Source organism: Microbacterium sp. 5K110, from assembly GCF_005774735.1.
Classification (GTDB): domain Bacteria; phylum Actinomycetota; class Actinomycetes; order Actinomycetales; family Microbacteriaceae; genus Microbacterium.
Genome location: NZ_VBUM01000006.1, coordinates 35,715 through 57,346, shown reverse-complemented (window position 1 = coordinate 57,346; position 21,632 = coordinate 35,715). Strand labels below are relative to the sequence as shown.

Annotated in this window: 20 protein-coding genes; 9 read left to right on the top strand and 11 right to left on the bottom strand. The window is 69.3% G+C overall.

What is annotated here, in order from left to right:
- Positions 1-7: 7 nt before the first annotated feature.
- The 3 genes from alr to FE256_RS03150 are packed head-to-tail and all read right to left on the bottom strand — an operon-like array spanning position 8 to position 3,722.
- Complete coding sequence (gene alr / locus FE256_RS03160) at positions 8-1,207, bottom strand: alanine racemase (protein WP_138172783.1); 1,200 nt, start codon at positions 1,205-1,207, stop codon at positions 8-10.
- Positions 1,207-2,808 (bottom strand): helix-turn-helix domain-containing protein, encoded by a 1,602-nt coding sequence (locus tag FE256_RS03155; RefSeq protein WP_138172782.1) that lies wholly within the window; start codon positions 2,806-2,808, stop codon positions 1,207-1,209. The genes alr and FE256_RS03155 overlap by 1 nt, the downstream gene beginning before the upstream one ends.
- Complete coding sequence (locus FE256_RS03150) at positions 2,805-3,722, bottom strand: serine hydrolase (protein WP_171024163.1); 918 nt, start codon at positions 3,720-3,722, stop codon at positions 2,805-2,807. The genes FE256_RS03155 and FE256_RS03150 overlap by 4 nt, the downstream gene beginning before the upstream one ends.
- 153 nt (positions 3,723-3,875) lie before the next feature.
- Between FE256_RS03150 and FE256_RS03145 the strand changes: the two genes are divergently transcribed.
- From FE256_RS03145 to FE256_RS03125, 5 genes are all read left to right on the top strand, one after another.
- Positions 3,876-5,396 (top strand): amidohydrolase family protein, encoded by a 1,521-nt coding sequence (locus tag FE256_RS03145; RefSeq protein ID WP_138172780.1) that lies wholly within the window; start codon positions 3,876-3,878, stop codon positions 5,394-5,396.
- 137 nt (positions 5,397-5,533) lie between these two features.
- Positions 5,534-7,039: a sugar ABC transporter ATP-binding protein gene (locus FE256_RS03140; protein ID WP_138172779.1), complete on the top strand. Its 1,506-nt coding sequence runs from the start codon at positions 5,534-5,536 to the stop codon at positions 7,037-7,039.
- On the top strand, positions 7,036-8,004 hold the full coding sequence (locus FE256_RS03135) for an ABC transporter permease (RefSeq protein ID WP_138172778.1): 969 nt from the start codon (positions 7,036-7,038) through the stop codon (positions 8,002-8,004). Before FE256_RS03140 ends, FE256_RS03135 begins: the two co-directional genes overlap by 4 nt.
- A 42-nt stretch (positions 8,005-8,046) precedes the next feature.
- A complete protein-coding gene (locus FE256_RS03130) occupies positions 8,047-9,189 on the top strand; it encodes a sugar ABC transporter substrate-binding protein (RefSeq protein WP_138172777.1) in 1,143 nt (380 codons plus the stop codon).
- Complete coding sequence (locus tag FE256_RS03125) at positions 9,186-10,079, top strand: serine hydrolase (protein ID WP_138172776.1); 894 nt, start codon at positions 9,186-9,188, stop codon at positions 10,077-10,079. Before FE256_RS03130 ends, FE256_RS03125 begins: the two co-directional genes overlap by 4 nt.
- A gap of 78 nt (positions 10,080-10,157) precedes the next feature.
- On the opposite strand, the gene FE256_RS03120 is transcribed toward FE256_RS03125, so the two are convergent.
- From FE256_RS03120 to mfd, 3 genes are all read right to left on the bottom strand, one after another.
- Positions 10,158-10,757, bottom strand: coding sequence for a gamma carbonic anhydrase family protein (locus tag FE256_RS03120; RefSeq protein ID WP_138172775.1), 600 nt, complete (start codon positions 10,755-10,757; stop codon positions 10,158-10,160).
- A gap of 85 nt (positions 10,758-10,842) precedes the next feature.
- Positions 10,843-11,217 (bottom strand): SdpI family protein, encoded by a 375-nt coding sequence (locus FE256_RS03115; protein ID WP_138172774.1) that lies wholly within the window; start codon positions 11,215-11,217, stop codon positions 10,843-10,845.
- 13 nt (positions 11,218-11,230) lie between these two features.
- On the bottom strand, positions 11,231-14,827 hold the full coding sequence (mfd, locus tag FE256_RS03110) for a transcription-repair coupling factor (RefSeq protein WP_138172773.1): 3,597 nt from the start codon (positions 14,825-14,827) through the stop codon (positions 11,231-11,233).
- 50 nt (positions 14,828-14,877) lie between these two features.
- Between mfd and FE256_RS03105 the strand changes: the two genes are divergently transcribed.
- The 3 genes from FE256_RS03105 to FE256_RS03095 all read left to right on the top strand — a co-directional run bounded on the left by FE256_RS03105 (position 14,878) and on the right by FE256_RS03095 (position 16,626).
- Positions 14,878-15,366 (top strand): hypothetical protein, encoded by a 489-nt coding sequence (locus tag FE256_RS03105; protein WP_138172772.1) that lies wholly within the window; start codon positions 14,878-14,880, stop codon positions 15,364-15,366.
- Positions 15,367-15,480: 114 nt separating this feature from the next.
- Positions 15,481-15,996, top strand: coding sequence for a hypothetical protein (locus FE256_RS03100; RefSeq protein ID WP_138172771.1), 516 nt, complete (start codon positions 15,481-15,483; stop codon positions 15,994-15,996).
- A gap of 198 nt (positions 15,997-16,194) precedes the next feature.
- Positions 16,195-16,626: a hypothetical protein gene (locus FE256_RS03095; RefSeq protein WP_138172770.1), complete on the top strand. Its 432-nt coding sequence runs from the start codon at positions 16,195-16,197 to the stop codon at positions 16,624-16,626.
- Positions 16,627-16,639: 13 nt separating this feature from the next.
- Here FE256_RS03095 and pth read toward each other — a convergent pair whose 3' ends face one another.
- Positions 16,640-17,221: an aminoacyl-tRNA hydrolase gene (pth, locus tag FE256_RS03090; protein WP_138172769.1), complete on the bottom strand. Its 582-nt coding sequence runs from the start codon at positions 17,219-17,221 to the stop codon at positions 16,640-16,642.
- Positions 17,222-17,327: 106 nt separating this feature from the next.
- Positions 17,328-17,945: a 50S ribosomal protein L25/general stress protein Ctc gene (locus FE256_RS03085; RefSeq protein WP_138172768.1), complete on the bottom strand. Its 618-nt coding sequence runs from the start codon at positions 17,943-17,945 to the stop codon at positions 17,328-17,330.
- Between the two features lie 260 nt (positions 17,946-18,205).
- On the opposite strand from FE256_RS03085, the gene FE256_RS18010 reads away from it, so the two are divergent.
- Positions 18,206-18,358 (top strand): hypothetical protein, encoded by a 153-nt coding sequence (locus tag FE256_RS18010; RefSeq protein WP_171024161.1) that lies wholly within the window; start codon positions 18,206-18,208, stop codon positions 18,356-18,358.
- 79 nt (positions 18,359-18,437) lie between these two features.
- On the opposite strand, the gene FE256_RS03080 is transcribed toward FE256_RS18010, so the two are convergent.
- Genes FE256_RS03080 through FE256_RS03070 form a run of 3 tightly spaced genes read right to left on the bottom strand, consistent with a single transcriptional unit; the run spans position 18,438 to position 21,626 of the window.
- Positions 18,438-19,439, bottom strand: coding sequence for a zinc-binding dehydrogenase (locus tag FE256_RS03080; RefSeq protein WP_138172767.1), 1,002 nt, complete (start codon positions 19,437-19,439; stop codon positions 18,438-18,440).
- 14 nt (positions 19,440-19,453) lie between these two features.
- The gene (locus FE256_RS03075) at positions 19,454-20,224 is read right to left on the bottom strand and encodes an SDR family oxidoreductase (protein WP_138172766.1); all 771 of its coding nucleotides are present in this window, start codon (positions 20,222-20,224) and stop codon (positions 19,454-19,456) included.
- Between the two features lie 13 nt (positions 20,225-20,237).
- The gene (locus FE256_RS03070; RefSeq protein WP_138172801.1) at positions 20,238-21,626 is read right to left on the bottom strand and encodes a GntP family permease; all 1,389 of its coding nucleotides are present in this window, start codon (positions 21,624-21,626) and stop codon (positions 20,238-20,240) included.
- Positions 21,627-21,632: the final 6 nt, after the last annotated feature.

The window sequence follows — 21,632 nt, the reverse complement described above, 5'->3', positions numbered from 1 at the left end:
GCTGCCCTCACTCCGCGGGGTCGGGGGCGGGCAGGTGGGAGTGGAGGCGAGGACCGCGTACCGACAGTCCCGTGACGACCTCGTACGGGATGGTGGCCGCTGCCTGCGCCCATCGCGCTGCGGACTGTCCCCGAGAACCCCCGAGCACCGTGACGGTGTCACCGACCTCGACCGGGACGGCTGATTCCGCAGGCCCGAGGTCCACGACCAGCTGATCCATGGCGATCCTCCCCCGCACGGGGAAGGTGGCCCCGCCGATGAGAACGCTCATGCCGTCGGCTGTTTGAGGCAAACCGTCTCCGTACCCGAGCGGGACGAGCCCGATTCGGGTCGGTCTCGATGTCACGAACTGTGCGCCGTAGGAGATCCCGTGGCCAGCGGGAAGGACGCGCACGCTCGAAAGGACGGTCGAGACCGAAAGGGCGGGACGCAGGTCGATGGGCTCGCGCGCGTTCACCCCCAGGGGAGACAGCCCGTAGGTGCCCAGCCCCAGCCGGACCATGTCGAAGTGCAGCTCGCGGTGACGAAGGGCCGCTGCCGTGTTGGCGATATGCCGACGGTGCGGCCGGATGCCGTGGCGACGGGCGAGCTCGACCGTCGCAACGAACGTCCGTGCCTGCGCACGCGTCCTCTCGTCCTGCTCGGGATCCTCCGCGGCCGAAAGGTGCGACATCATCCCCTTCACCTCGATGCGCCCTTGCGCCTCGTAGGCCGCGGCCCAACCGAGGATCTCGTCCAGGTCGGCGGGCGAGGCTCCGTTGCGTCCGAGCCCCGTGTCGACCTTGAGGTGCACTCCTGCGCGGCCGCCCGCCGTCTCGACCGCGCGGGCCACCGAGTGCAACTCCGCCAAGGAGGAGACGCCGAGGTCGACAGCGGCTCTCACGGCTCCCGTCATGTCGGTGCGCGGCGTGTGGAGCCATGCCAGGACCGGCGCGCCGATGCCGGCGCGTCGGAGCTTCAACGCTTCCTCGACGTGGGCGACCCCCAGCGTGTCAGCACCCGCTCGCAGGGCCGCGCGGGCCACCTGCACGTCGCCGTGCCCGTAAGCGTCCGCCTTGACCACCGCCATGACCGCTGCAGGTGCCACCCACCGCGCGACCGCGGCGACGTTGTCGGCGATCGCGTCGAGGTCCACATCGACCCAACGCTCCGCACCACTGCCGGCGGTGATCGTCGCCTCCGGCCGTTGACCGGATGAGGATGCCATCACAGTCGCCGCAATCGGAGCTGGAGCATGAGATTGAAGCGGTCATCGGGGTTGTCCAGGTCGACGCCGAGGAGTTCCTGGATGCGGCGGAGCCGCAGTCGGAAGGTGTTCGGGTGCACGATGAGTTCCTCTGCTCCCGCACGCACGTCGCCGAAGTTCTCGAGATATCGGTCGAGGGTGAGCAGCAGCTGCGTCCCGTGGACGGCGTCCCAATCCGTGAGCTGATCGACCTGGTGCAGAAGAGAGCTCTGCTCGTCCGTCCACCGATCCTTCATCTCGGCGAGCATGACGTCGTGTCGCACCTCGTCGATGCGGTACGCACCCCGCTCACGAAGCCCGATGACCCGCAGCACGCGATCGGCACCAGCCTTGGAGCGGTGCAGATCGCCGATGTCGCGAACGGATTCACCGATTCCCAGCCGAACCGGAAGGCGGGTTGCACGCTGAGCGACGAACGCCGTGCCCACCGCCGAGAGGTACGCCCCCTCGGCCCCGTGCTCCTCGTCCACCGGCAGGATGCCGTAGACGATGTCGCCGACCGAACCGGCGAGGCTGTGCGGGTGGTAGGTCACGAGGTGCAGTTCGAATGTCCGGCTGATGCGCTCCATTCGCACGATGTCGGCCGGGTCGTCGGTTCCTCCGTCTACCGAGGAGACGCCGAAGACGATGTACTTTCGCGAGCGCAGGCCCAGCTCGGTCGCCGCGCTCCGCGCCTGGTCACCGCCGTTCAGGAGGGCCGCGAGCTGGCGCCGTCGATGCCGACGTGACGCATCCGCCTCGACTCGCTCCCGCAGCATCTGGACGGCGACGATCCTCGCAGCCTCCACCATCACGCGCTGACGGCTCGCGTCGAGCGGCTCGTCCACCACCGCCCAGATGGACCCCAGCAGAGAATCTCCCGCGGTCACCCGAACGACGGCTCGGCCGCGCTCGTAGACGTCTCCCGGCTTGATGAAGATCGGAAGCGGCTCGGCGTAGACGCGGTGGAAGATCCCCGCGTCACGCAGACGCTGCTGGGAGGACTCCGGCACCCGCTGTCCGAGTACCGCCGCCCGTCGCGATTTATCGGTCTTCTGCTCGCCGGAGGAGAACGCCACGATGCGGGAGTTGACGTCCTCGATGGTCACCGCGGCATCGAGGAGGGCCGCGACGGAGTTGGCGAGCGAGCGCAGATCGGTCGCTTCGCCGATGATGTCCGTGTCGTCGCCGAAGCCGTCGATCGCTTGGCGCGAGATCGCCAATGTCGCGGCCGCGGCGATCTGATTCCACGGCACGCCGCGCACGAGACCGATGACCGGGACCCCCGCACTATCGAGGACGGCGGCCGCATCGCGGTCCACGGATACCGGCTCGCGCAGGACGAGGGCTGCCGCTCTGCGCTCCGCCAGCTGGCGCACGAGCTCGAGCGTGGGTTCGCCACCCGCGACACCCACCCCGAGCACGAGGGAACCGGGGATGATCAGCGAGGGATCCAACGGATCGAAGATCGTCACCGACGACACCGTCGAGGTCGGCTGTACACGTCCGAGCGCCAGTTCAACCACGGTCGTCCCCAGCTCGCCGAGCACCTTGTTGAGCGGCACCCCCGCAGACGCGCTCATGTCGACGACCTCATCGAGCCGCCTCCGCGCCGCAAATACGGGGAATCCGCGACGGGGGCCGGACCGGCGTCCTCAGGCCACCAGTGCCGCAGGAGCAGGTGGCCGATGCGTCCGTTGGTGACTTCGCCCTCGTCCTCGGGCGCGAAGAGCGTATCGTCCGACCCCCGCGTGCAGGCAGCGTACGTGAACCCCGTGCCACGGAACCGGACGATGCCCATGTCATTACGTACCCCGGGGTAGAACCCGGTCTTGCTGGCCGATACCACGGGCTGAACGATGCGAAGCTCCTCCGCATACGGTGCCACGCTCACGTACCGCAGCACCTGGTCGAGATACTGCTGCTGCGACAGCAGCTTCTCGCACGCCTCGGACACGGCCGGCGAGAAAGCCGTCCGGTGAGCTATGGCTTGGGCGAGAGTGTCGAGGTCGTTCGTGCTCGCCACGCCCAGGTGGGCGATGTCGCGACCTATGACGTCGAAATCGAGCCTGTTCTTCAACCGGATGCTGTGCAGTCCGAGCTCGGTCATCGCCCGATTGACCTCAGCGATCCCGCCGAGCTGATCGATGACCAGGTTCGCGGCCGTGTTGTCGCTCACGGCGATCATGAGGGCAGCCGCGTCGGCGACCGTCAGTGTCAGACCGCCCGACAGCAGCTTCAGGACCCCGGAGCCGGGCACGCGGTCCTCCTCGTGCATCGTCAGGCGGCGGTCCAGGTGCACCGCACCCCGTTCGGCTCGGTGAAAGAGCGTCACGAGGATCGGCACCTTGATGACGCTGGACGCGGGGAACGCTTCGCGCGAATTGAACTCCACGTGCTCACCGGTACGGAGATTGGTCGCCGCCACACTGATCTCGCCGCTGAACTCGTCAGCGATACGCGCGATCTCGGCCTGAATGTCCTCCGCGGCCCCCATGAGGCACCTCTTCCTTCGCTCGGAACCCTCATTCTCGACGACGTGCTCCCGCGCGCGACACCATGGCCTGAACAGTGTTCGCCGGCCAACGCTGGCCGGTTGCACATCGCTCCGAGGAGCGTGTCTGCGCATCCTTGTGGTGGAGGCTCACATATGACACCCGAAGACGCCGCACACACTCCGGCTCCCGCCGATATCGTCATCCGCGGGGGGCGCGTCGTCGACCCGCGATCCGCGCAGGACGGCATCGCCGATGTCGCCGTTCGTGACGGCAGGATCATCGCCGTCGGCCAGGTCTCCGCGACGGCACGCTCCACGATCGACGCGCGCGGGCTTGTCGTCGCACCCGGGTTCATCGACCTGCACAGTCATGCTCAGACACCTATCGGACTCGGATTCCAGGCGCTCGACGGCGTCACTACGGCACTGGACCTCGAATCGGGCACTCTTCCGGTGCAGGCGCAGTACGCCGCCGCCGTCACCGAGGGTCGCCCGATCAACTTCGGGTTCGCCGCTTCGTGGGCCGTCGCCCGCATGCATGTCATGGCGGGGATCCCTCTTCCCACCCCCGCTGAGGACGGCACGCTGACCACCGCCATGGAAGTTTTCCAACGCAACCAGCGGCTGCCTGCGTGGCATCGGATCGCGACCCGGGCAGAGGTGGACTCGATCATCGGTGTGCTCGCCGATGCGGTGAGTCAGGGCGCCATCGGGATCGGGGTACTCCTCGGCTATGCACCCGCCTCAGGCCGTGAGGAGTACTTCCGCGTGGCTGAGCTCGCCGAGTCGGCCGGAGTAGCGGTCTTCACGCACTCGCGTCAGATGTCCAATCAGGAACCGGGCTCATCCGTCGACGGGGCACTCGAGGTGATCGCTGCCGCCGCAGGCAGCGGAGCCCGTATGCACATGTGTCACATCAACAGCACCTCGTTGCGACGCATCGACGATGTCGCCCGCGCCGTGACGAAGGCGCAATCGCGGGGCAACCAGATCACGACGGAGGCCTACCCGTACACGATGTCCAGTACGGGGATCGGCGCCGCCTTTCTCGCCCCCGACCGCCTCGACCGCCTCGGCATCGAGGCCTCCGCCATCACCTACCTTCCGACGGGTACACGAGTCCGTGACGTCGACGAGCTCGCACACTTGCGCGCGACCGACCCGGGGGGACTGTGTCTGATCGACTATCTCGACGGCGACGACCCCGTCGACGTGAGAACGCTCCTGCGCAGCTTCGATGTGCCGGGAACAGTCGTGGCCTCGGATGCCATGCCGATCGTCGGCCCCGACGGTCGCTATCTCTCCGGGCGGAGCCCGCTCCCGGAGGGTTCGCGCGTGCATCCGCGCAGCGTCGGAACGTTCGCGCGCACGTTCGGCTGGCTGGTGCGCGACCTCGGCGCACTGTCCCTGCCGGATGCGGTCCTGCGCACCTCGACGATCCCCGCCGAGATCCTCGCCCCCTTCGTACCGCGGATGCGGACGAAGGGCCGCGTGGCACCCGGATTCGACGCGGACATCACCGTCTTCGACCCTCATCGCATCAACGATCGGGCCAGTGCGATCAGGATCGAGGCATCAGTCGGCGTGCGTCACGTGATCGTCGGCGGGGAGCCGGTCGTCATAGAGGGCGCGCTACGGACGGGCACAGCCGGACGCCCCCTGAAGTCGCGCTGAGCGGGTCATGGCGAGGCGCCGCAGTGTGCGCCCGCATACTCGCTCGGCCACAACGCTGGCGAACTGGACATAGGTGACCCCGTCGCCGCTTCCTAACCTGGACCCACTATCGACAACACCGACCCGGAAGGTACGCGATGGATCCCACCCCGGTTTTGTCCGTCGACGGCGTGACAAAGCGGTACGGCGAGAATGTCGTCCTGGACGGCATCACCTTCTCCCTCGCGGCCGGAGAGCGCACGGCATTGCTCGGCGAGAACGGCGCGGGCAAGTCGACCCTCGCCAAGATCATCGCCGGGTCGACGCGTCCCGACGACGGCGGCATCGCCGTGGACGGCCGTGGCGTACGGTTCACCGTTCCTCGCGATGCGCTGGCCGCGGGGGTGTCGTTCATCCCCCAGGAACTCGTCTACGTGCCGGCGCTGACCGTCGCCGAGAACATCAGCCTGGGTGCACCACCGTCGCGCTTCGGGTTTACATCGCCCTCGGCGATGATCCGCGCCGCTCGCAAGTACGCCGACATCGCCGGCTTCGATCTTCCGCTCGACACTCCGATGGCCGACATCTCGCTCGCGCAACGTCAACTCGTCGAAATCGCCAAAGCCGTCACGCGCCAGGCCCGCATCCTGATCCTCGACGAGCCGACCGCCGCGCTCGAGTCCGAGGACAGCGCGCGACTGCACGAACTGCTGGGACGCCTGTCGGCCTCCGGGGTCGCCGTCATCCTCATCAGCCACCGTCTCGAGGAGGTTTTCGCAACGTGCGACACCGTGCACGTCCTGCGCAACGGTGCACTCGTACGCTCCAGTCGCACCGCGGATCTGACCCCCTCGCAGGCGATCGCCGACATGCTCGGCCATGAGCAGTCATCGACGGCGAAGGTCGACCGCTGCCCCAGCGACGCGCCGCCCCGGCTGGAAGTGCGGGGCCTCCGGCGCACTCAAGCCCCGATTCTCGATGATGTTGATCTGGTCGTGCGTGAGGGCGAGATCGTCGGACTTTACGGGCTCCGCGGTAGTGGCGCCGACACTCTTGCGGAGACCCTGGGCGGCCTGCACCCTGACGCGGTCGGTCGCATCGCTGTGGCCGGCGCCACGATGAACCGTCTACGCAACCCCCGCCAGAGCTGGCGGGCCGGCATCGCCTATGTTCCCGCAGATCGGAAGTCCCAAGGACTCGTCCTCATCGACTCGATCCGCCGAAATTTCACGTTGCCCGACCTGCGCCGCGTGTCTCGTGCGGGCTGGATTCTCCGCCGCCGCGAGAGGGCCGTCGCTCAGAATCTCTATACCCGTGTGCGGGTACGGGCCCGATCGATCGACCAGACCGTCGGTGAGCTTTCGGGGGGAAACCAGCAGAAGGTGCTGGTCGGAAACCGTCTGCTCGCAGACGCACCTGTTCTCGTCCTGCACGAACCGAGTCGCGGCGTCGACGTCGGGGCACGTGAGGAGATCCACGACATCCTGCGCGGCCTCGCCGACGGCGGTACCGCGCAGCTGGTGGTCACCTCGGACATCGAGGAAGCGGTCCTCCTGTGTGACCGGCTCCTTATCGTGCACCGCGGTCGCATCGTCGATGACATCGCGTTCCCCACCCGAGCAGATCAAGCCCGCGCCCTCGAAGCCGCCGGAGGTATCCAATGACCGAGAGCTCCATCCGCCCCACCAGACGTGTACGGCTCCCCCGCCTCTCGTCTCAGCTCCTGGTATTGGGGGGGTTCCTCGTCGTGGTCGTCGGGGTGTTCGCGAGCATGAGTGCGAACTTTCTCAGCACCGCGAACGTCCTCAACATCCTGTCGATCTCGGCTGTTATCGGGCTCGTCTCCCTCGGACAGGTCCTCCCGCTCATCTCGGGTGGCTTCGATCTGTCCGTCAGTGGCGTCGTCCCTCTGGCGGGCGTGCTGTTCGCGCTCCTGACGAATGCCGGGCTCGGCCTCGTACCCGCCCTGGTCGTCGTGCTGGCTGCCGGGGGCGTTGTCGGGCTGGTCAACGGCTTGCTCATCACCCGGGCTCGCATCAATCCCTTGATCGCCACCCTCGGAACCCTTTCCGTGGTGGGCGGGCTCGCCCTCGTCATCTCCAACGGATTGCAGATCCCCTTTACCAACCCCGATGTCGGTGCCTTGACCTCACGAGGCCTGTTCGGTGTGAACAACCAGGTGTGGCTGTTCGTCGGTCTCGCGATCGTGGTTCACATCGTCCTGTCGTACACCTCATACGGTCGACGCATCTACGCCGTCGGCGGCAACGTGGAGGCGGCCCGGCTCGCCGGCATCCGGGTGAACTCCGTGACCTCCTCGGTCTACGTCCTCTGCTCGATGCTGGCGGCTTTGGCCGGTGTCGTCCTCGCCAGTCAGCTGCTGACCGGCTCGGGCACGGCCGGCATCAACACGAACCTTCAGTCGATCACCGCCGTCATTCTCGGCGGGGCGGCCCTCACGGGCGGCGTGGGCGGCGTTCCGGGAACGGTTCTCGGCGTACTGATCCTCGGCGCGCTCTCCAACGGCATGGCCCTCACCCACGTGCCGTCCTTCTATCAGACCATCGCGACCGGACTCGTGCTGCTCGCGGCGGTGGGTCTGAGCCAGATTCGGCGCCGACTGCGCTGACCGCGTTCACCCCTCTGCACCATCACACCCGAAAGGAATCCCATGTCCGCACACAGCGCATCCGTGTTACGCCGACTCGCTCTCGGCACGAGTGTCACGGCGATCACCGCACTTGCCCTCTCCGGGTGCTCGGGCGGGTCGACCGCCGACGCGTCCGACGGCACGATGACGGTCACCTTCGCCAACTACAACGAGAGCGTGCCGTTCTTCCAGGTGATCCACACGACCCTCGACGGGCTCGACCCCGCATCCAAGGGTGTGGATGTCACATGGTTCGACAACAAGGGCGACGCCTCGACCATGCTCCAGAACGTGCAGCAGATGATCGTGGAGCAGCCGAATGCCATGGTGCTCTACCCCGTCTCGTCCGCCACCGACGGAGTCTCCAAGCTCATCGCCGACAGCGGCATCCCGTGTGTGGCCCTCAACATCGACGCGAGCGCATGCTCCTTCCTCAACATCGACAACGCCGCGCTGGGAGACGAGAGCGCGACGATCGTCGGAGAAATCGCCAAGCAGCGGGGGTGGGACGCGTCGAACACCACCGTCCTGATCGGTCAGAACGCCGCCGCCGGCGAGGGGGTGAACGCCGCCGTCCACCACTTCTATTCGACGGTGGCCGACGTCCTCGGCTTCGAGGCCGTCGCGCCCGACGCGATCAGCGCGACCACGACCACGATCGGGACGAACGGCATCCAGTTCGACGGCGGGTCGACGCTGCAGCCGAGCTTCGAAGCCGTCCAAGGTCTCATCGCGAGCATCCCCGCGGATCGGAACATCATCCTCTACACGGTGAACAACGACTCCACCAACGGCGCTCTCCGCGCACTGGAGGACGCGGGTCGCGGGGGAGCGGACAAGCTGCTCATCGCCGGCCTCGGCGGTGACGAGACCGGGCTCGCCTCACTCAAGAACGATCCCCGATGGGTCGCTGAGGGCGACATCTTCGTGTCCTACTGGGGCGAGTACGCGGTGGCCATGGCGCAGGCTCTCGCCGACGGCGTCAAGCCTCCCGCCGATGTGACCCCGCTCCCCCAGCTCGTGATGAACAAGGAGCAGCTGGCCACCTACCACCCGGACGGCACCACCGCGGTCGCGAAGCTCCCCCCGCTCAACGAGGACAACCGGTTCCTCGGCGACACGGGGTTCCTGAAGGCGATGGGCAACGTCGAGGGCGTGGAATGACCCCAGCGCAGCGCGATGACCTCATGGGCACCCTCACCGACATCGACGAGCGCTTCTCCGGCTCTCTGCACGTGTCGGCTCGGAGCCTGAACGGTACGGGGGCGGTGGAGCTCAACTCCACCGCCCCCGTGGCCACCGCGAGCGTCATCAAGATCCCGATTCTGCTGACCGCTCTGCGCCACGCGGAGCTGGGCCGGATCGACCTCGATCGTGTCAGCTCACCCGCTCGAGACCACGGGGTGCAGGGCTCGGGGATTCTCCGCCTGCTGCGAAGCGACCTACAGGTCACCTTCGAGGACCTGCTCGTGCTCATGATCGCGACGAGCGACAACATTGCCACCAACGCCGTGCTCGCTGAGATCCCGGGGGGCGTGGACGAGGTCAATCGGATGATGGACGCCGTCGGCCTGCGACGCATCCGGCTGCGGAACCCCGTCGACCTGGACCTCATCGCGGACGACCCGGAACTGCTGGGCGTGGCTCCGGTAAACCAGCTGCGCGCTCTGATGGACGCTGTCCAGTCCCGCACGGCCGTTTCGCCGTGGGTGTCGGGCAGGGCGGAGCAGATCCTCACGACTCAGCTCTATCTCGATCAGGTGACGAAGTTCTACAAGGTCAACCCGTACGCTGCGGAGCTCGCCGCGCTGGCGCCTCTGACGGTGGCGTCCAAGACGGGATTCGTCCCCGGGACCCGCGTCGACGCCGGGATCGTGCGCTGGCGCACGGGCGGCTTTGTCTACGCGTGCGCGGCGGTCGGTTCATTGGACGAGAGCTTCGCCTCGGACGCCGAACCGTCGTTGGCCCTGGCCGACGCGGGGGTTGCCCTCTTGGAGGCGTTCTGGACAGGCCCCGACATTCCCCTCGTCCCGGGCGCACACCGCCACGTGTGATGATGATCAGCGGTCCGCGCCACCCTCCCGCGGCCGGTGGACGTGAACAGCATCGGATGCCGGGGCCCCCGCCCCGTCTCAGTCGAGTCGGCGGTCGTGGGCGTGCCGCGCGAGACTCCGGCCGTACCGCTCGGTGAGCTGGATCATGAGGTCGGGGGTCTCACGGTCGAGGCCGAAGACGTATCCCGGGAAGTCGAGCTCCTTCTGGGCGGCCCAGATCTCGTCGTGCCGGTCGGGCGAGAGCAGCTGCACCGGATCGCCCACCGCGACCCATCCGATCGGCACCACCGTCTCGGGCGCAAGGACGGTACGCAAGTGGACCACCGCGTTGATGCGCACCTCGCACCTGTCGCCGACCTCGGCACCGTTGAAGACCCGCGTGCCGGTGGCCAGGAACACCTCCGCGCCGATGTCGGCTCCCGCCACGCTGGCCATGGGACCGATCAGAGTGTGGGCCCCGACGTGCACCGCGTGGGTCGAGCTCGCCCGCACCAGCGCGTTCTCCATCACGACCGTGTGCTCTCCCAGCACGATCCGACTCCCCTCGGCGGTGAGCACGGCGCCGTGGAGGACTTGGCATCCGGGACCGATCGTGACGTCGCCGCTGATGACGGCGGTCGGGGCGACGACGGCGTCGGGATGGATACGGGGCTCGGCCCCCAGATGAGCGAAGCGCATGAGCGGCGTCCTTCCCGTCGGTGCCGTCAGCGTAGCGCCGGGGCACGAGACGGGGCGAGGGGGGGCACGGCACCGCCGCGCCGGATCACGTCCGGTCGGTCACCTCGCGCGCCGCGCGTCCGCCGACCACTGCCGCGCGCACGGAGAAGCCGATCACCGTCACGGCGCCGAGCACGATCACGGCGGCCATCACCGGCTCCTGCGCGGCCCCGGGTAGGAGGAGAGCACACCACGGCAGCACGGCCGTGACGACGGCGACGATCGCGCTCCGGCGGAGATCGGCCGCCCCGGCGCGATGCGCGGCGATCCAAGCGGCGTCGGACGCCTGAGTGGCGACGGTCCGGATGCCGATGAGGTCGTTGCGCGCGAGCGTTCCCGCCGCCGAGCGGCGCGCGGTCCACGACGCGACCCCCGCCAGGGCGAGCATCGACACGCTGACGATGACGAGAGTGGGGATCACGGCATCCGTCCGATCACGCCGGCGCGGTCTCGGACTCCTTGGCCGCGGGAAGCGGCCACAGGGCGTCGAGCAACTGACGCACCCACGCGATGAGGTTCCCGTCGGCGGTGTCCGACGGGAGCGGGACGACCATCGCGTCGCCGTTCGCGACGAGCTTCGCCTTCGGGTAGAGCCGCTGCAGGCGCACGCGCATCGAGTCGGGGAGGTTCGCGGGAGCGATGCGGAGGTTCGAGCCCATCGCGACGACATCGGCGAGGCCCGCTTGCGCGGCACGGCGGCGCAGCCGCGCGACGGCGATGAGACCCTCCACTTCGGCCGGCGGCTCGCCGTACCGATCGCGGAGCTCGTCGACGACGAGGTCGATGGCGTCGTCCTTGGCGGTGGCGGATGCCGCGGCCGAGAGCTTCTGGTACGCCTCGAGCCGCAAGCGCTCGCTGTCGATGTAGGTCTCGGGCAGACGCGCATCCACGGGCAGCTCGAGCCGCAACTCGGTCGGCCCCTCGGTGTCTTCGCCGCGGAAGGTCGCCACGGCCTCGCCGATCATGCGCAGGTACAGGTCGAACCCGACGCCGGCGATATGGCCGGCCTGCTCGGCACCGAGCAGGTTTCCCGCACCGCGCAGCTCCAGGTCTTTCAGGGCCACCTGCATGCCGCTGCCGAGGTCGTTGTTGACCGCGATCGTCTCGAGACGGTCGGCGGCGGTCTCGGACAGCGGCTTCATCTCGTCGTACAGGAAGTACGCATACGCACGCTCGCGACCGCGGCCGACGCGACCGCGCAACTGGTGCAGCTGCGACAGACCGTATTTGTCGGCGCGATCGATGATGATCGTGTTCGCGTTGGCAATGTCCAGGCCCGTCTCGATGATCGTCGTCGACACGAGCACATCGGCCCGGCGCTCCCAGAAGTCGTCGACGACCTGCTCGAGGGCGTGCTCCCCCATCTGGCCGTGCGCGACGACGATTCGGGCCTCGGGCACGAGTTCGGCCAGGTGCGCGGCGACGCGCTGGATCGACGACACGCGGTTGTGCACGTAGAACACCTGCCCCTCGCGCAGCAGCTCGCGACGGATGGCCGCGGCGATCTGCTTGTCGTTGCGGGGGCCGACGTACGAGAGGATCGGATGCCGATCCTCGGGCGGGGTGGCCAGGGTCGACATCTCGCGGATACCGGTGACGGCCATCTCGAGCGTGCGGGGAATGGGCGTGGCGCTCATCGCGAGGATGTCGACGTTGGTCTTGAGCTTCTTCAGCGAGTCCTTGTGCTCGACACCGAAGCGCTGCTCCTCGTCGATGATCATCAGGCCGAGATCTTTGAAGATGACCTTCTCGGTAAGGATGCGGTGCGTGCCGATGACCATGTCGACCGTGCCGTCGGTGAGGCCCGCCAGGGTGGCCTTGGCCTCTTTGTCGGTCTGGAACCGCGAGAGCGGTCGCACGGTGACGGGGAAGCCGGCGAAACGCTCGGCGAAGGTCTCGAGGTGCTGCTTGACGAGGAGGGTCGTGGGCACGAGCATCGCGACCTGCTTGCCGTCCTGGATCGCCTTGAACGCCGCGCGCACCGCGACCTCGGTCTTTCCGAAACCGACGTCGCCCGAGAGCAGACGATCCATCGGAATCGGCTTCTCCATGTCGGCCTTGATCTCGTCGATCGTCTGGAGCTGGTCGAGCGTCTCGGCGAACGGGAACGCCTCTTCGAGCTCACGCTGCCACGGGGTGTCGGGACCGAAGGCGTACCCCTTGGATGCCATGCGCGCCGAATACAGCTTCACCAGCTCGACCGCGATGTCGCGGACGGCCTTGCGAGCACGGCCCTTCGCCGCGGCCCAGTCGCCGCCGCCCATCTTGGACAGAGTCGGGGCCTCGCCGCCGACGTACTTCGACAGCAGGTCGAGCTGGTCGGTCGGGACGAACAGCTTGTCGCCCGGATATCCGCGCTTCGACGGCGCGTACTCCAGGACCAGGTACTCCTTGGTCGTCTTCACGGCGTTGCGTCCGCCGCTCGAGACCTCGCGGCGGGTCAGTTCGAGGAACTTGCCGATGCCGTGCGTGGCATGGACGACGACGTCGCCGGGCTTGAGCTGCAGGGGGTCGACGACGTTGCGTCGCCGCGACGCGAGCTTCTTCACACCGCGGTTGTCGCCGCCGACCGCGCGGCCGTAGAACTCCGTCTCGGTGATGACGGCGAACTTCGTCTCTGTCAGTTCGAAACCGCGCTCCAGCGGTGCGCACACCACGTGCGCGACACCGGGTTCGGGCGGGGACAGCACGGCGTCGACGCGGCGAGCCGCGATCCCGCGCTCGGCGAGGACGTCGCGCGCGCGGTCCACCAGACCGGGTCCGGATGCCGTCACGACCACGGACCACCCCTCGGTGAGTAGTCCGCCGACGTGGGCGGTGGCCCCGTCGACGTTGCCCTGGAAGGACGGCACCGGGTCGGCCTTCACCCGATGCGCGGAGTCGTCGCCGACCGCGAGGCCCTCGGCCTCGGCATCCGCCGCTCCGGAGTCGAACGCGCTCAGGCGCCACCACACCCCACCGCGGCCGCCGGCGATCTCGCGCAGGTCGTCGAGGGTGAGGAAGTCGCCCGCGCCGAGGTCGACCGGGGTGTCGGCACCGGCGGTGGCCGCCGACCACGCCGCCTCGAGGAACTCGCGGTTCGTGTCGCCGAGCGTCGTGGCACGCGCCAGCGAACGTTCCGGGTCGACCAGGGCGACGGCGGTCCCCCCGGGCAGGTAGTCGACGATCGTGGTGAGGCCGTCGATCAGGACCGGGATCAGCGACTCCATGCCCTCGGCCGGAATGCCTTCGGCCATCTTCTCGAGCAACTGGCGCAGACCGGGGTAGCCGTCGCGCAGTTCGGCGGCCCGCGCCCGCACGGCGGGCGTCAGGAGCAGCTCGCGGCTCGGCACGAGGGAGACCTCGAGCACCTCGCCGGGCAGCGAACGCTGGTCGGCGACCGAGAAGGCACGGATCTGATCGACCTCGTCGCCGAAGAACTCGACGCGGTACGGGTGGTCGGCGACCGGCGGGAAGACGTCCAGGATGCCGCCGCGCACGGCGAACTCCCCCCGGCGCGAGACCATGTCGACGCGGTGGTAGGCCAGTTCGACCAGACGCGCGGAGACCTCGTCGAGCTCGCTGCCGCGGCCCCCGACCCGCAGGTCGACCGGCTCGACGTCGCCGAGGCCCGGGGCCAGCGGCTGCAACGCGCTGCGTACCGACGCGGTGACCACGAGTGGCGCGGCACCGTCCCACGCGGCGATCCGGCGCAGCACGTCGAGGCGACGCCCGACTGTCTCGGGGCTCGGGCTCAAGCGCTCGTGCGGCAGCGTCTCCCACGCCGGGAAGTGCATGACCTGCGCGCCCGGGAGCACGGCATCCAGGGCGGGGCCGAGAGACTCGGCGCGACGACCGGTCGGAGCGATCACCAGAACGGCGCCGGGCGAGCCCGCGGTGCGGCGGTGCTCGAGGAGAGCCGCGATGACGGGGGCGTCGAGTCCATCGACGACGGAGAGAGACAGATCGGAGGATGCCGCCGACGCGGCCTCCCGGTACGACTCAGCCTGCTCGAGGGCGCGCACGATCCCGGGAACTGTCACTCGACACATCCTACGCGGAGGCACCGACACCGGCTCCGAACGCCCCGTAGGGTGGCTTCATGACCTCGCCCCGCGTTCCCGGCGAGCCCTCGTTCGCGGCTCCCCACACGGCGCCGCCGGCCGGTACCTTCCTCACCGCTCCCCCGGCCGCGAAGCGGCGGCGTCCGCTGGGTGCGCTGGCCCTCCTTCTCTCGATCCTCGCCGGGGTCGTGGCGTCCGCGATCGGCGGATTCGCCGCCTTCCGGGTCGCTCGAGGTGCCGGGGCGGAGTTCCTCGCCCGCGGAGGGCAGTCCGTGGACTGGCGAATCCTGTCGCCGGTTCGCGACCTCGTCCTGCTGGCGGAGGTGTGCTTCTGGGCCGGGACCGTCCTCGGCGTGACGGCGTTCGTGCTGGGGATCGTCGCGACCGCACGCGATCGCGGTCGCGCCGCAGGCATCGCGGCCATCGTCGTCTCGGCGCTCGGTCCGTTCCTCTTCGCGGCGCTGGTCTTCCTGGCCCTCACGGCAGGCGCGAGCACCTCCGTCGGCAGCGTCGGTTCTCCGGTCTGAGGCTCGTTACCCGCTCCCGCCCCCGCGCGTCCACCCCCGCGGGCGTGTGCGGCTCCGTCCGTAGGCTGACCGGGACGGGGGTGACCAGGCCCTCGCCGACCAGAGGAGGACACCGTGAGCAGCACACCGCCGCCCTTCGAGCCCGATCGCACGCCGCCCGCCACCCGCGCCGAGGCCGCTCAAGCCTCCTACGCCGCACCCCCCATCGCCGAGCCGCACGGACGCGCGCTGTCGGCGAAGGGCCCCCGCGGCCTCGGGCTCATCGCGTTCGTCGTGTCGCTGGCCGCCATCGTGATCGGTTCGGTCCTCGGCATCCTCGGTGGGATCCAGAGCGGAAGCCTGACGCAGTTCGCCGCGATCACCGACGGGACAGCCTCCATCGACCCCGACGCCCTCCCCGCCGCGGCGAACCAGATCGGTCTCGCCGCCGGCATCCTGTCGGTGTCGGCCTTCCTCGCGTGGGGCGTGCTCGCCCTGTGGGGCTTCATCCAGGGAATCGTCGCCGCGGTGAAGAACCGCGGGCGCGGCTGGGCCATCGCCGCGATCGTGCTCGCCGTCGTCGGCGGAGGAGTGGTCTTCGTGTTCTTCGGCATCGGAGCCGCCATCGGCGCGGCGCCCTACGTGCAGTAGCACTCGCGACGATGGCCCCGGTCCGCGGACCGGGGCCATCGTCGTTTCGGGGCGACGTGCGCACCGCGCCGCACCCGGGTGAGGCCGCCGGTCGGACGAGTTATCCACGGATGTCACCACGAGCCCCGCGGGGCACCGAACGATGGCGCTAGCTTTCGAACCTGACTTCGATCGACTCGCCCAGCGGAAAGGCACGCGATGAGGGACCCCTCCACGAAATCGACCGGCCCCACCCGGAGCACCCCGTCCTTCGAACGGGCCGCGTCGAGATCGCCCGGTGCGGGCGCGGGCCGACGCGAAGAGGAAGAGCCCTCGGGTCCGTGGCTCGCCGTCTTCGCCGTTCTCGCGGGAATCGCCGTGGCGGCGTGGGCGGTGGGCAACGTCCTTCGCGACAGCCCCGACCCCGCCGTCGGACACCTCGGAGGAGTCTGGGTACTCATCGGCGCAGCGGTGGGTCTCGCCGCGTGCGTGGCCGGCGCGATCGGCATGGCGATCGCCTTCCGTCGCTCGCGCACCGCCCACCGACCTCCCGGAGGGACGAACCGGTCCGCTCCTCCCCCGCATCCGGGGCGTCCCGTCGCGAGACGACGCCCGTCGCCGGCACGGGGTCGCTCGAACGGCCCGGAGTGACGCGCGCGCGGGCTCAGCGCGGGGCGTGGAATCGCTGCTGGGCGGCGACCAATCCGTCCTCGACCAGCAGCTCGACCGCGTCCGCGGCGTCGGAGATCAGGATGGGCAAAGTTTCGCGCTCTTTCGAGCCGAACGGATCGAGTACCCAGTCGGCCGGGTCCTGCCGCCCGATGGGTCGACCGATGCCGACGCGCACGCGCGGGAAGTCGGGGGTCCCCAGCGCCTTCGCGACGTCGCGCACACCGTTGTGCCCCCCGTGGCCGCCGCCGGTCTTGAGCTTGAGGGTGTCGAAGGGAATGTCGAGCTCGTCGTGCACGACCACCACGCGTTCGGGCTCCACGGCGTAGAACCGCGCGAGCCCGGCGACGGGACCGCCCGAGACGTTCATGAAACTGTTCGGCTTGGCCAGGACCAGCTTCGCTCCCCCGGGACGCAGCCACGTCTCCACGACGCGCGCGTTCGCCTTTTGCGCGCGGAACGACTCGCGACGCCGTCCGGCCAACTCATCGACCACCATCTGACCGATGTTGTGCCGCGTCGCCTCGTACCGCGGACCGGGGTTGCCGAGCCCGACGATCAACCACGTGTCCGCCATGGCATCCATCCTTCCGGATCCGCACGCGGACCCTGACAGCAAAAACGAGGGGGCGTGGATGCACGCCCCCTCGTCGGTCGCGGACCGCTCGCGCGGTCCGCTGAGATCAGTTCTGGTCGCCCTCGGACTGCTCCTCGGCGACCTCGGCGTCGGCCTCCGCGATCTCCTCCTCGGCAGCGAGGGTGTCCAGCGGCACCGAGACACCGACGACGAGCGTCTCGGGGTCGGTCAGCAGCGCGGCACCGGCGGGCAGCGTCAGGTCGGCAGCGGTGATCTGCGTGCCGTCCTCGGCGCCCTCGACCGAGACCTCGACGTTCTGCGGGATGTGGGTGGCCTCGACCTCGAGCGACACCGTCGTGTTCTCGAGGTTGACGATCGTGCCGGGGAAGGGCTCGCCGACGACCGTGACGGGGATGTCGACCTGGACCTTCTCGCCCTTGCGGACGACGAGGAGGTCGATGTGCTCGATGATCTGACGCACGGGGTCCTTCTGCACGTCCTTCACGAGCACGAGCTGGCTCTTGCCCGCGATGTCGAGGTCGAGCAGCGCGTTGGCGCGACGGATCAGCAGAGCGACCTGGTGGCCCGGCAGCGCGACGTGCTGCGGGTCGGTGCCGTGACCGTAGATGACGGCCGGGATCTTGCCCGCGGCGCGGAGGCGACGGGCGAAGCCCTTGCCGAAGTTCTCGCGGAGTTCCGCGACGACCTTGTTGTCTTCCGACATGATGTTCTCCTCGCGGGCACGGGTCCCGCAGCTTGTGAGCGGACGGTGTCCGCACGTATGTGGTCTGGATTCGACTCGAACGCGAGCGCGTGAGGAAAGCCGGGAGCCTGCATCACCGCGTCGATCACGGATGCCACGCGCACCACCCGGGCGCACGAGGTTGCATCCCTCGCCGAAGTTCCCCGGAAGTCTACCAGCGACGCGCTCCGCGTTCGACCGGGCTGCCGCACCGGCTGCGCGAGACGCACCGGTAGGATTTGGTGAGCCCCACCGACCGGAGGAACTTCATGGACAGCGGCCTCTTCTCTCACGTCGTGCTCTGGACGATCGGCGTGATCTCCGCGATCGGCGCCGTCGGCGCGATCGGCGCCCTCTTCTCGCTCGGGCGCACCGCCGACTACAAGAAGCACTGACCGCTTCCGCCGAAGAAACGACGGACGGCGCCGGGCCCGAGCGGCCCGGCGCCGTCTGCGTGCCGGCGGATACCGCGCTCTACAGCGCGAACAGCACCTTTCCGGACGCATCGGAGTCCCGAGCGGTGGCGAAGGCGGTCTCGGCCTCCGCGAGCGGGAACTCGTGCGTGATCGCGGCCTCGATGTCGGGCCGTTCGACCAGGAGGCGAATCGCCTGATCGATCTCGTCGGCGAAGCGGAAGCTGCCCAGATAGCGCACTTCCTTGGCGATGAAGGGGGCGAGGTTCACGGATCGCTCCGCGTCGGGGAGCATCCCGACCTGCACCACGGTCCCCGCGATCCGCACCGCCCGCAGGGCCGCCGAGATGGACTGCGGCACACCCGAACACTCCAGGACGACGTCGAACGCTCCCGCGGAGAGCTCCTCCGCCCGCACGTCCACGGTCTCGGCCGCGCCCAGCTCTCGCGCCCGGGCGAGCGGTCCGGGCAGGACGTCCGTGGCGGTGACCCGCGCTCCGGCCGCCGCGGAGGCGGCCACGGCCATGAGCCCGATCGGACCGGATCCCGTGACGAGCACGCTCCGGCCCTCGACGGGTCCGGCCTTTCCGAGCGCGTGCAGAGCGACCGCGAGCGGCTCCGCGAGCGCCGCCCGGCGCACCGTGAGGCCGTCCGGCAGAGGCCTGACCATGCGACGGTCGACGACGAGATACTCCGCGGCCGCGCCCTGGGTGTGCGGCCACGTCGAGGCGCTCCCCAAGTAGGAGCCCCCGGGCCACAGGTGCGGGTCGTCCTCGATTCCGGGACGAGGTCGGCCGAACCGGGCAGGGTGCACGGTCACCGGGGTTCCGGCGGCCCAGCGACCCGCGGGGTCGTGATCGATCCGCCCCGAGAGCTCGTGACCGGGGATGAGCGGCTCGCGCACGACGAACGCTCCGTTGGCCCCGTGGAAGTAGTAGTGCAGATCCGAACCGCAGATCCCGACGTAGTCGACCCGGATCCGGACCTCGTCCGCCCCGGGCTCCGGAACGGCGATGTCGCGCACCGCCGCCTCGCGGGCGGCGTCGATGAAGAGTGCCTGCATGTCTCGTCCTTCCGTCAGACGACCGCGGTCATTCCGCCGTCGACGAAGATGTTCTGGCCCGACACGAAGCTCGAGGCATCCGAGGCGAGGAAGAGCAGCGCCCCGTCGAGCTCGGCGAAATCGCCCCACCGGCGCGCGGGCGTGCGCTGGGTGAGCCAGGCCGTGAACTCGGCGTCGTCGACGAGGTCGCGATTCATCTCGGTCGCGAAGTAGCCCGGCGACAGCGCATTGACCTGGATGCCGTGGCGAGCGAGGTCCGCGGCCATTCCGGCCGTCAGCTGGGCGACGCCCCCCTTGGCGGCCGAGTACGGCGCGATGGTCTGCCGCGCCAGACGCGACTGGACGGACGCGATGTTGACGATCTTGCCCGAGCCGCGGGCCACCATCGCCGGAGCGACGAAGCGCGTCACGTAGAACACACCGGACAGGTTCGCCGCCATGAGCTCGTCCCAGTCCTGCACCGCGAACTCGTGGATCGGAGCGCGACGCTGGATGCCGGCGTTGTTGACGAGGATGTCGGGGACCCCGACCCGCTCGATGAGGGTCTCGAGCTGCGCCTGTGCGGCCGCGGCATCCGTCACGTCGAACACGACGGATGCGGCCTCGCGGCCCGAGAGGGCCGCCAGGTCGCGACGGGTGGCCTCGACGGCATCCCGGTCGCGCCCGTGCACGATGACGCGCGCGCCGGCGCGGGCCAGCGCGGTCGCGAGGGAGCGGCCGAGTCCGCGCGACGACCCGGTCACGAGCGCCAGACGGTCGCTGACGTCGAAGAGCGAAGTACTCATGCGTCCCGCCCGGTCAGATCAGCGCGCCGACGCCGAAGACGGCGAGCGCGGCGAGGAAGCCGAGGACCGACTCGATCGCCTGCTGCACGGTCCAGGTCTTCAGGGTGGTCTTGACGTCCATGCCCATGAGGCGGCCGACGAGCCAGAAGCCGGAGTCGTTCACGTGGCCGGCGAACACCGAGCCGGCCGCGGTGGCCAGGGTGATGGCGGCGACCTGCAGGGGCGAGAAGTCGCCGGCCATGACGGCGGGGGCGGCAAGGCCCGCGGCGGTGACGAGCGCGACCGTCGCCGATCCCTGCGCGAGGCGGAGGACCACGGCGATGATGTAGGCCGCGAAGATGATCGGCAGGCCGAGGTCGCTCAAGCTGTCGGCGAGGGCGTCGCCGATGCCCGAGGCGCGCAGGACCGCGCCGAACATGCCTCCGGCGCCGGTGATGAGGATGACGGATGCCACCGGGCCGAGCGACGAGTCGACGACCTTCTCGATCGCCGTGCCCTTCTCGCCGCGGCGGAAGCCGAAGACGATGGTGGCCACGATCACGGTGATGAGCAGGGCGACGGCGGAGTTGCCGAGCAGGATGAGCACCTGCACCCAGGTGTCGTCCGTCGAGACGGCACCCGCGCTCGCGAGGGTCGAGAGCCCGGTGTTGAGGAAGATCAGCAGCATCGGCAGCAGCAGGACCGCGATGACGGTCCCTGGCTTCGGGGCGTTGACCGGCTGGTCGTCGTCGATCTCGCCGAAGAGGGCGGGAACCGGCAGCTGGATCCGCTGCGCGACGAATTTGCCCCACAGGTAGCCCGAGACGTACCAGACGGGGAAGGCGATGATGAGGCCGACCAGCAGGACGATTCCGAGGTTGGCGCCGTACAACTCGCTCGCACTGACGGGGCCGGGGTGGGGCGGCAGGAAGACGTGCATGACGGAGAAGGCCGCGGCGGCGGGAAGGCCGAACAGCAGCACGTTCGTGCGCGAGACGCGCCGCGCGATCGCGAAGATGATCGGCAGCATCATCACCAGGCCCGCGTCGAAGAACATCGGGAAGCCCAGGACGAGCGACGTGATGCCGAGCGCGAACGGGGCCCGCTTCTCGCCGAACACCCGCACGAACATCTCCGCGAGCGACCGGGCACCACCGGAATGCTCGATCAAGCGCCCCAGCATGGCTCCGAGGGCGACGAGCAGTGCGACGGTGCCGAGCGTTCCGCCGAACCCTCCGGTGAGAGTGCTCACGATCGCCGACACCGGGATGCCGGCGACGAACGCCGTCACCAGCGACACGATGATCAGTGCCAGGAAGGCGTGCACTTTCAGCCAGATGATCAGGACGAGGATGAGGGCGATCGCTCCCGCCGCGATGGCCAGCAGCGGGGCCGTTCCGAGTGTCTGAGTCCAGTCGTCCAAGAAGAT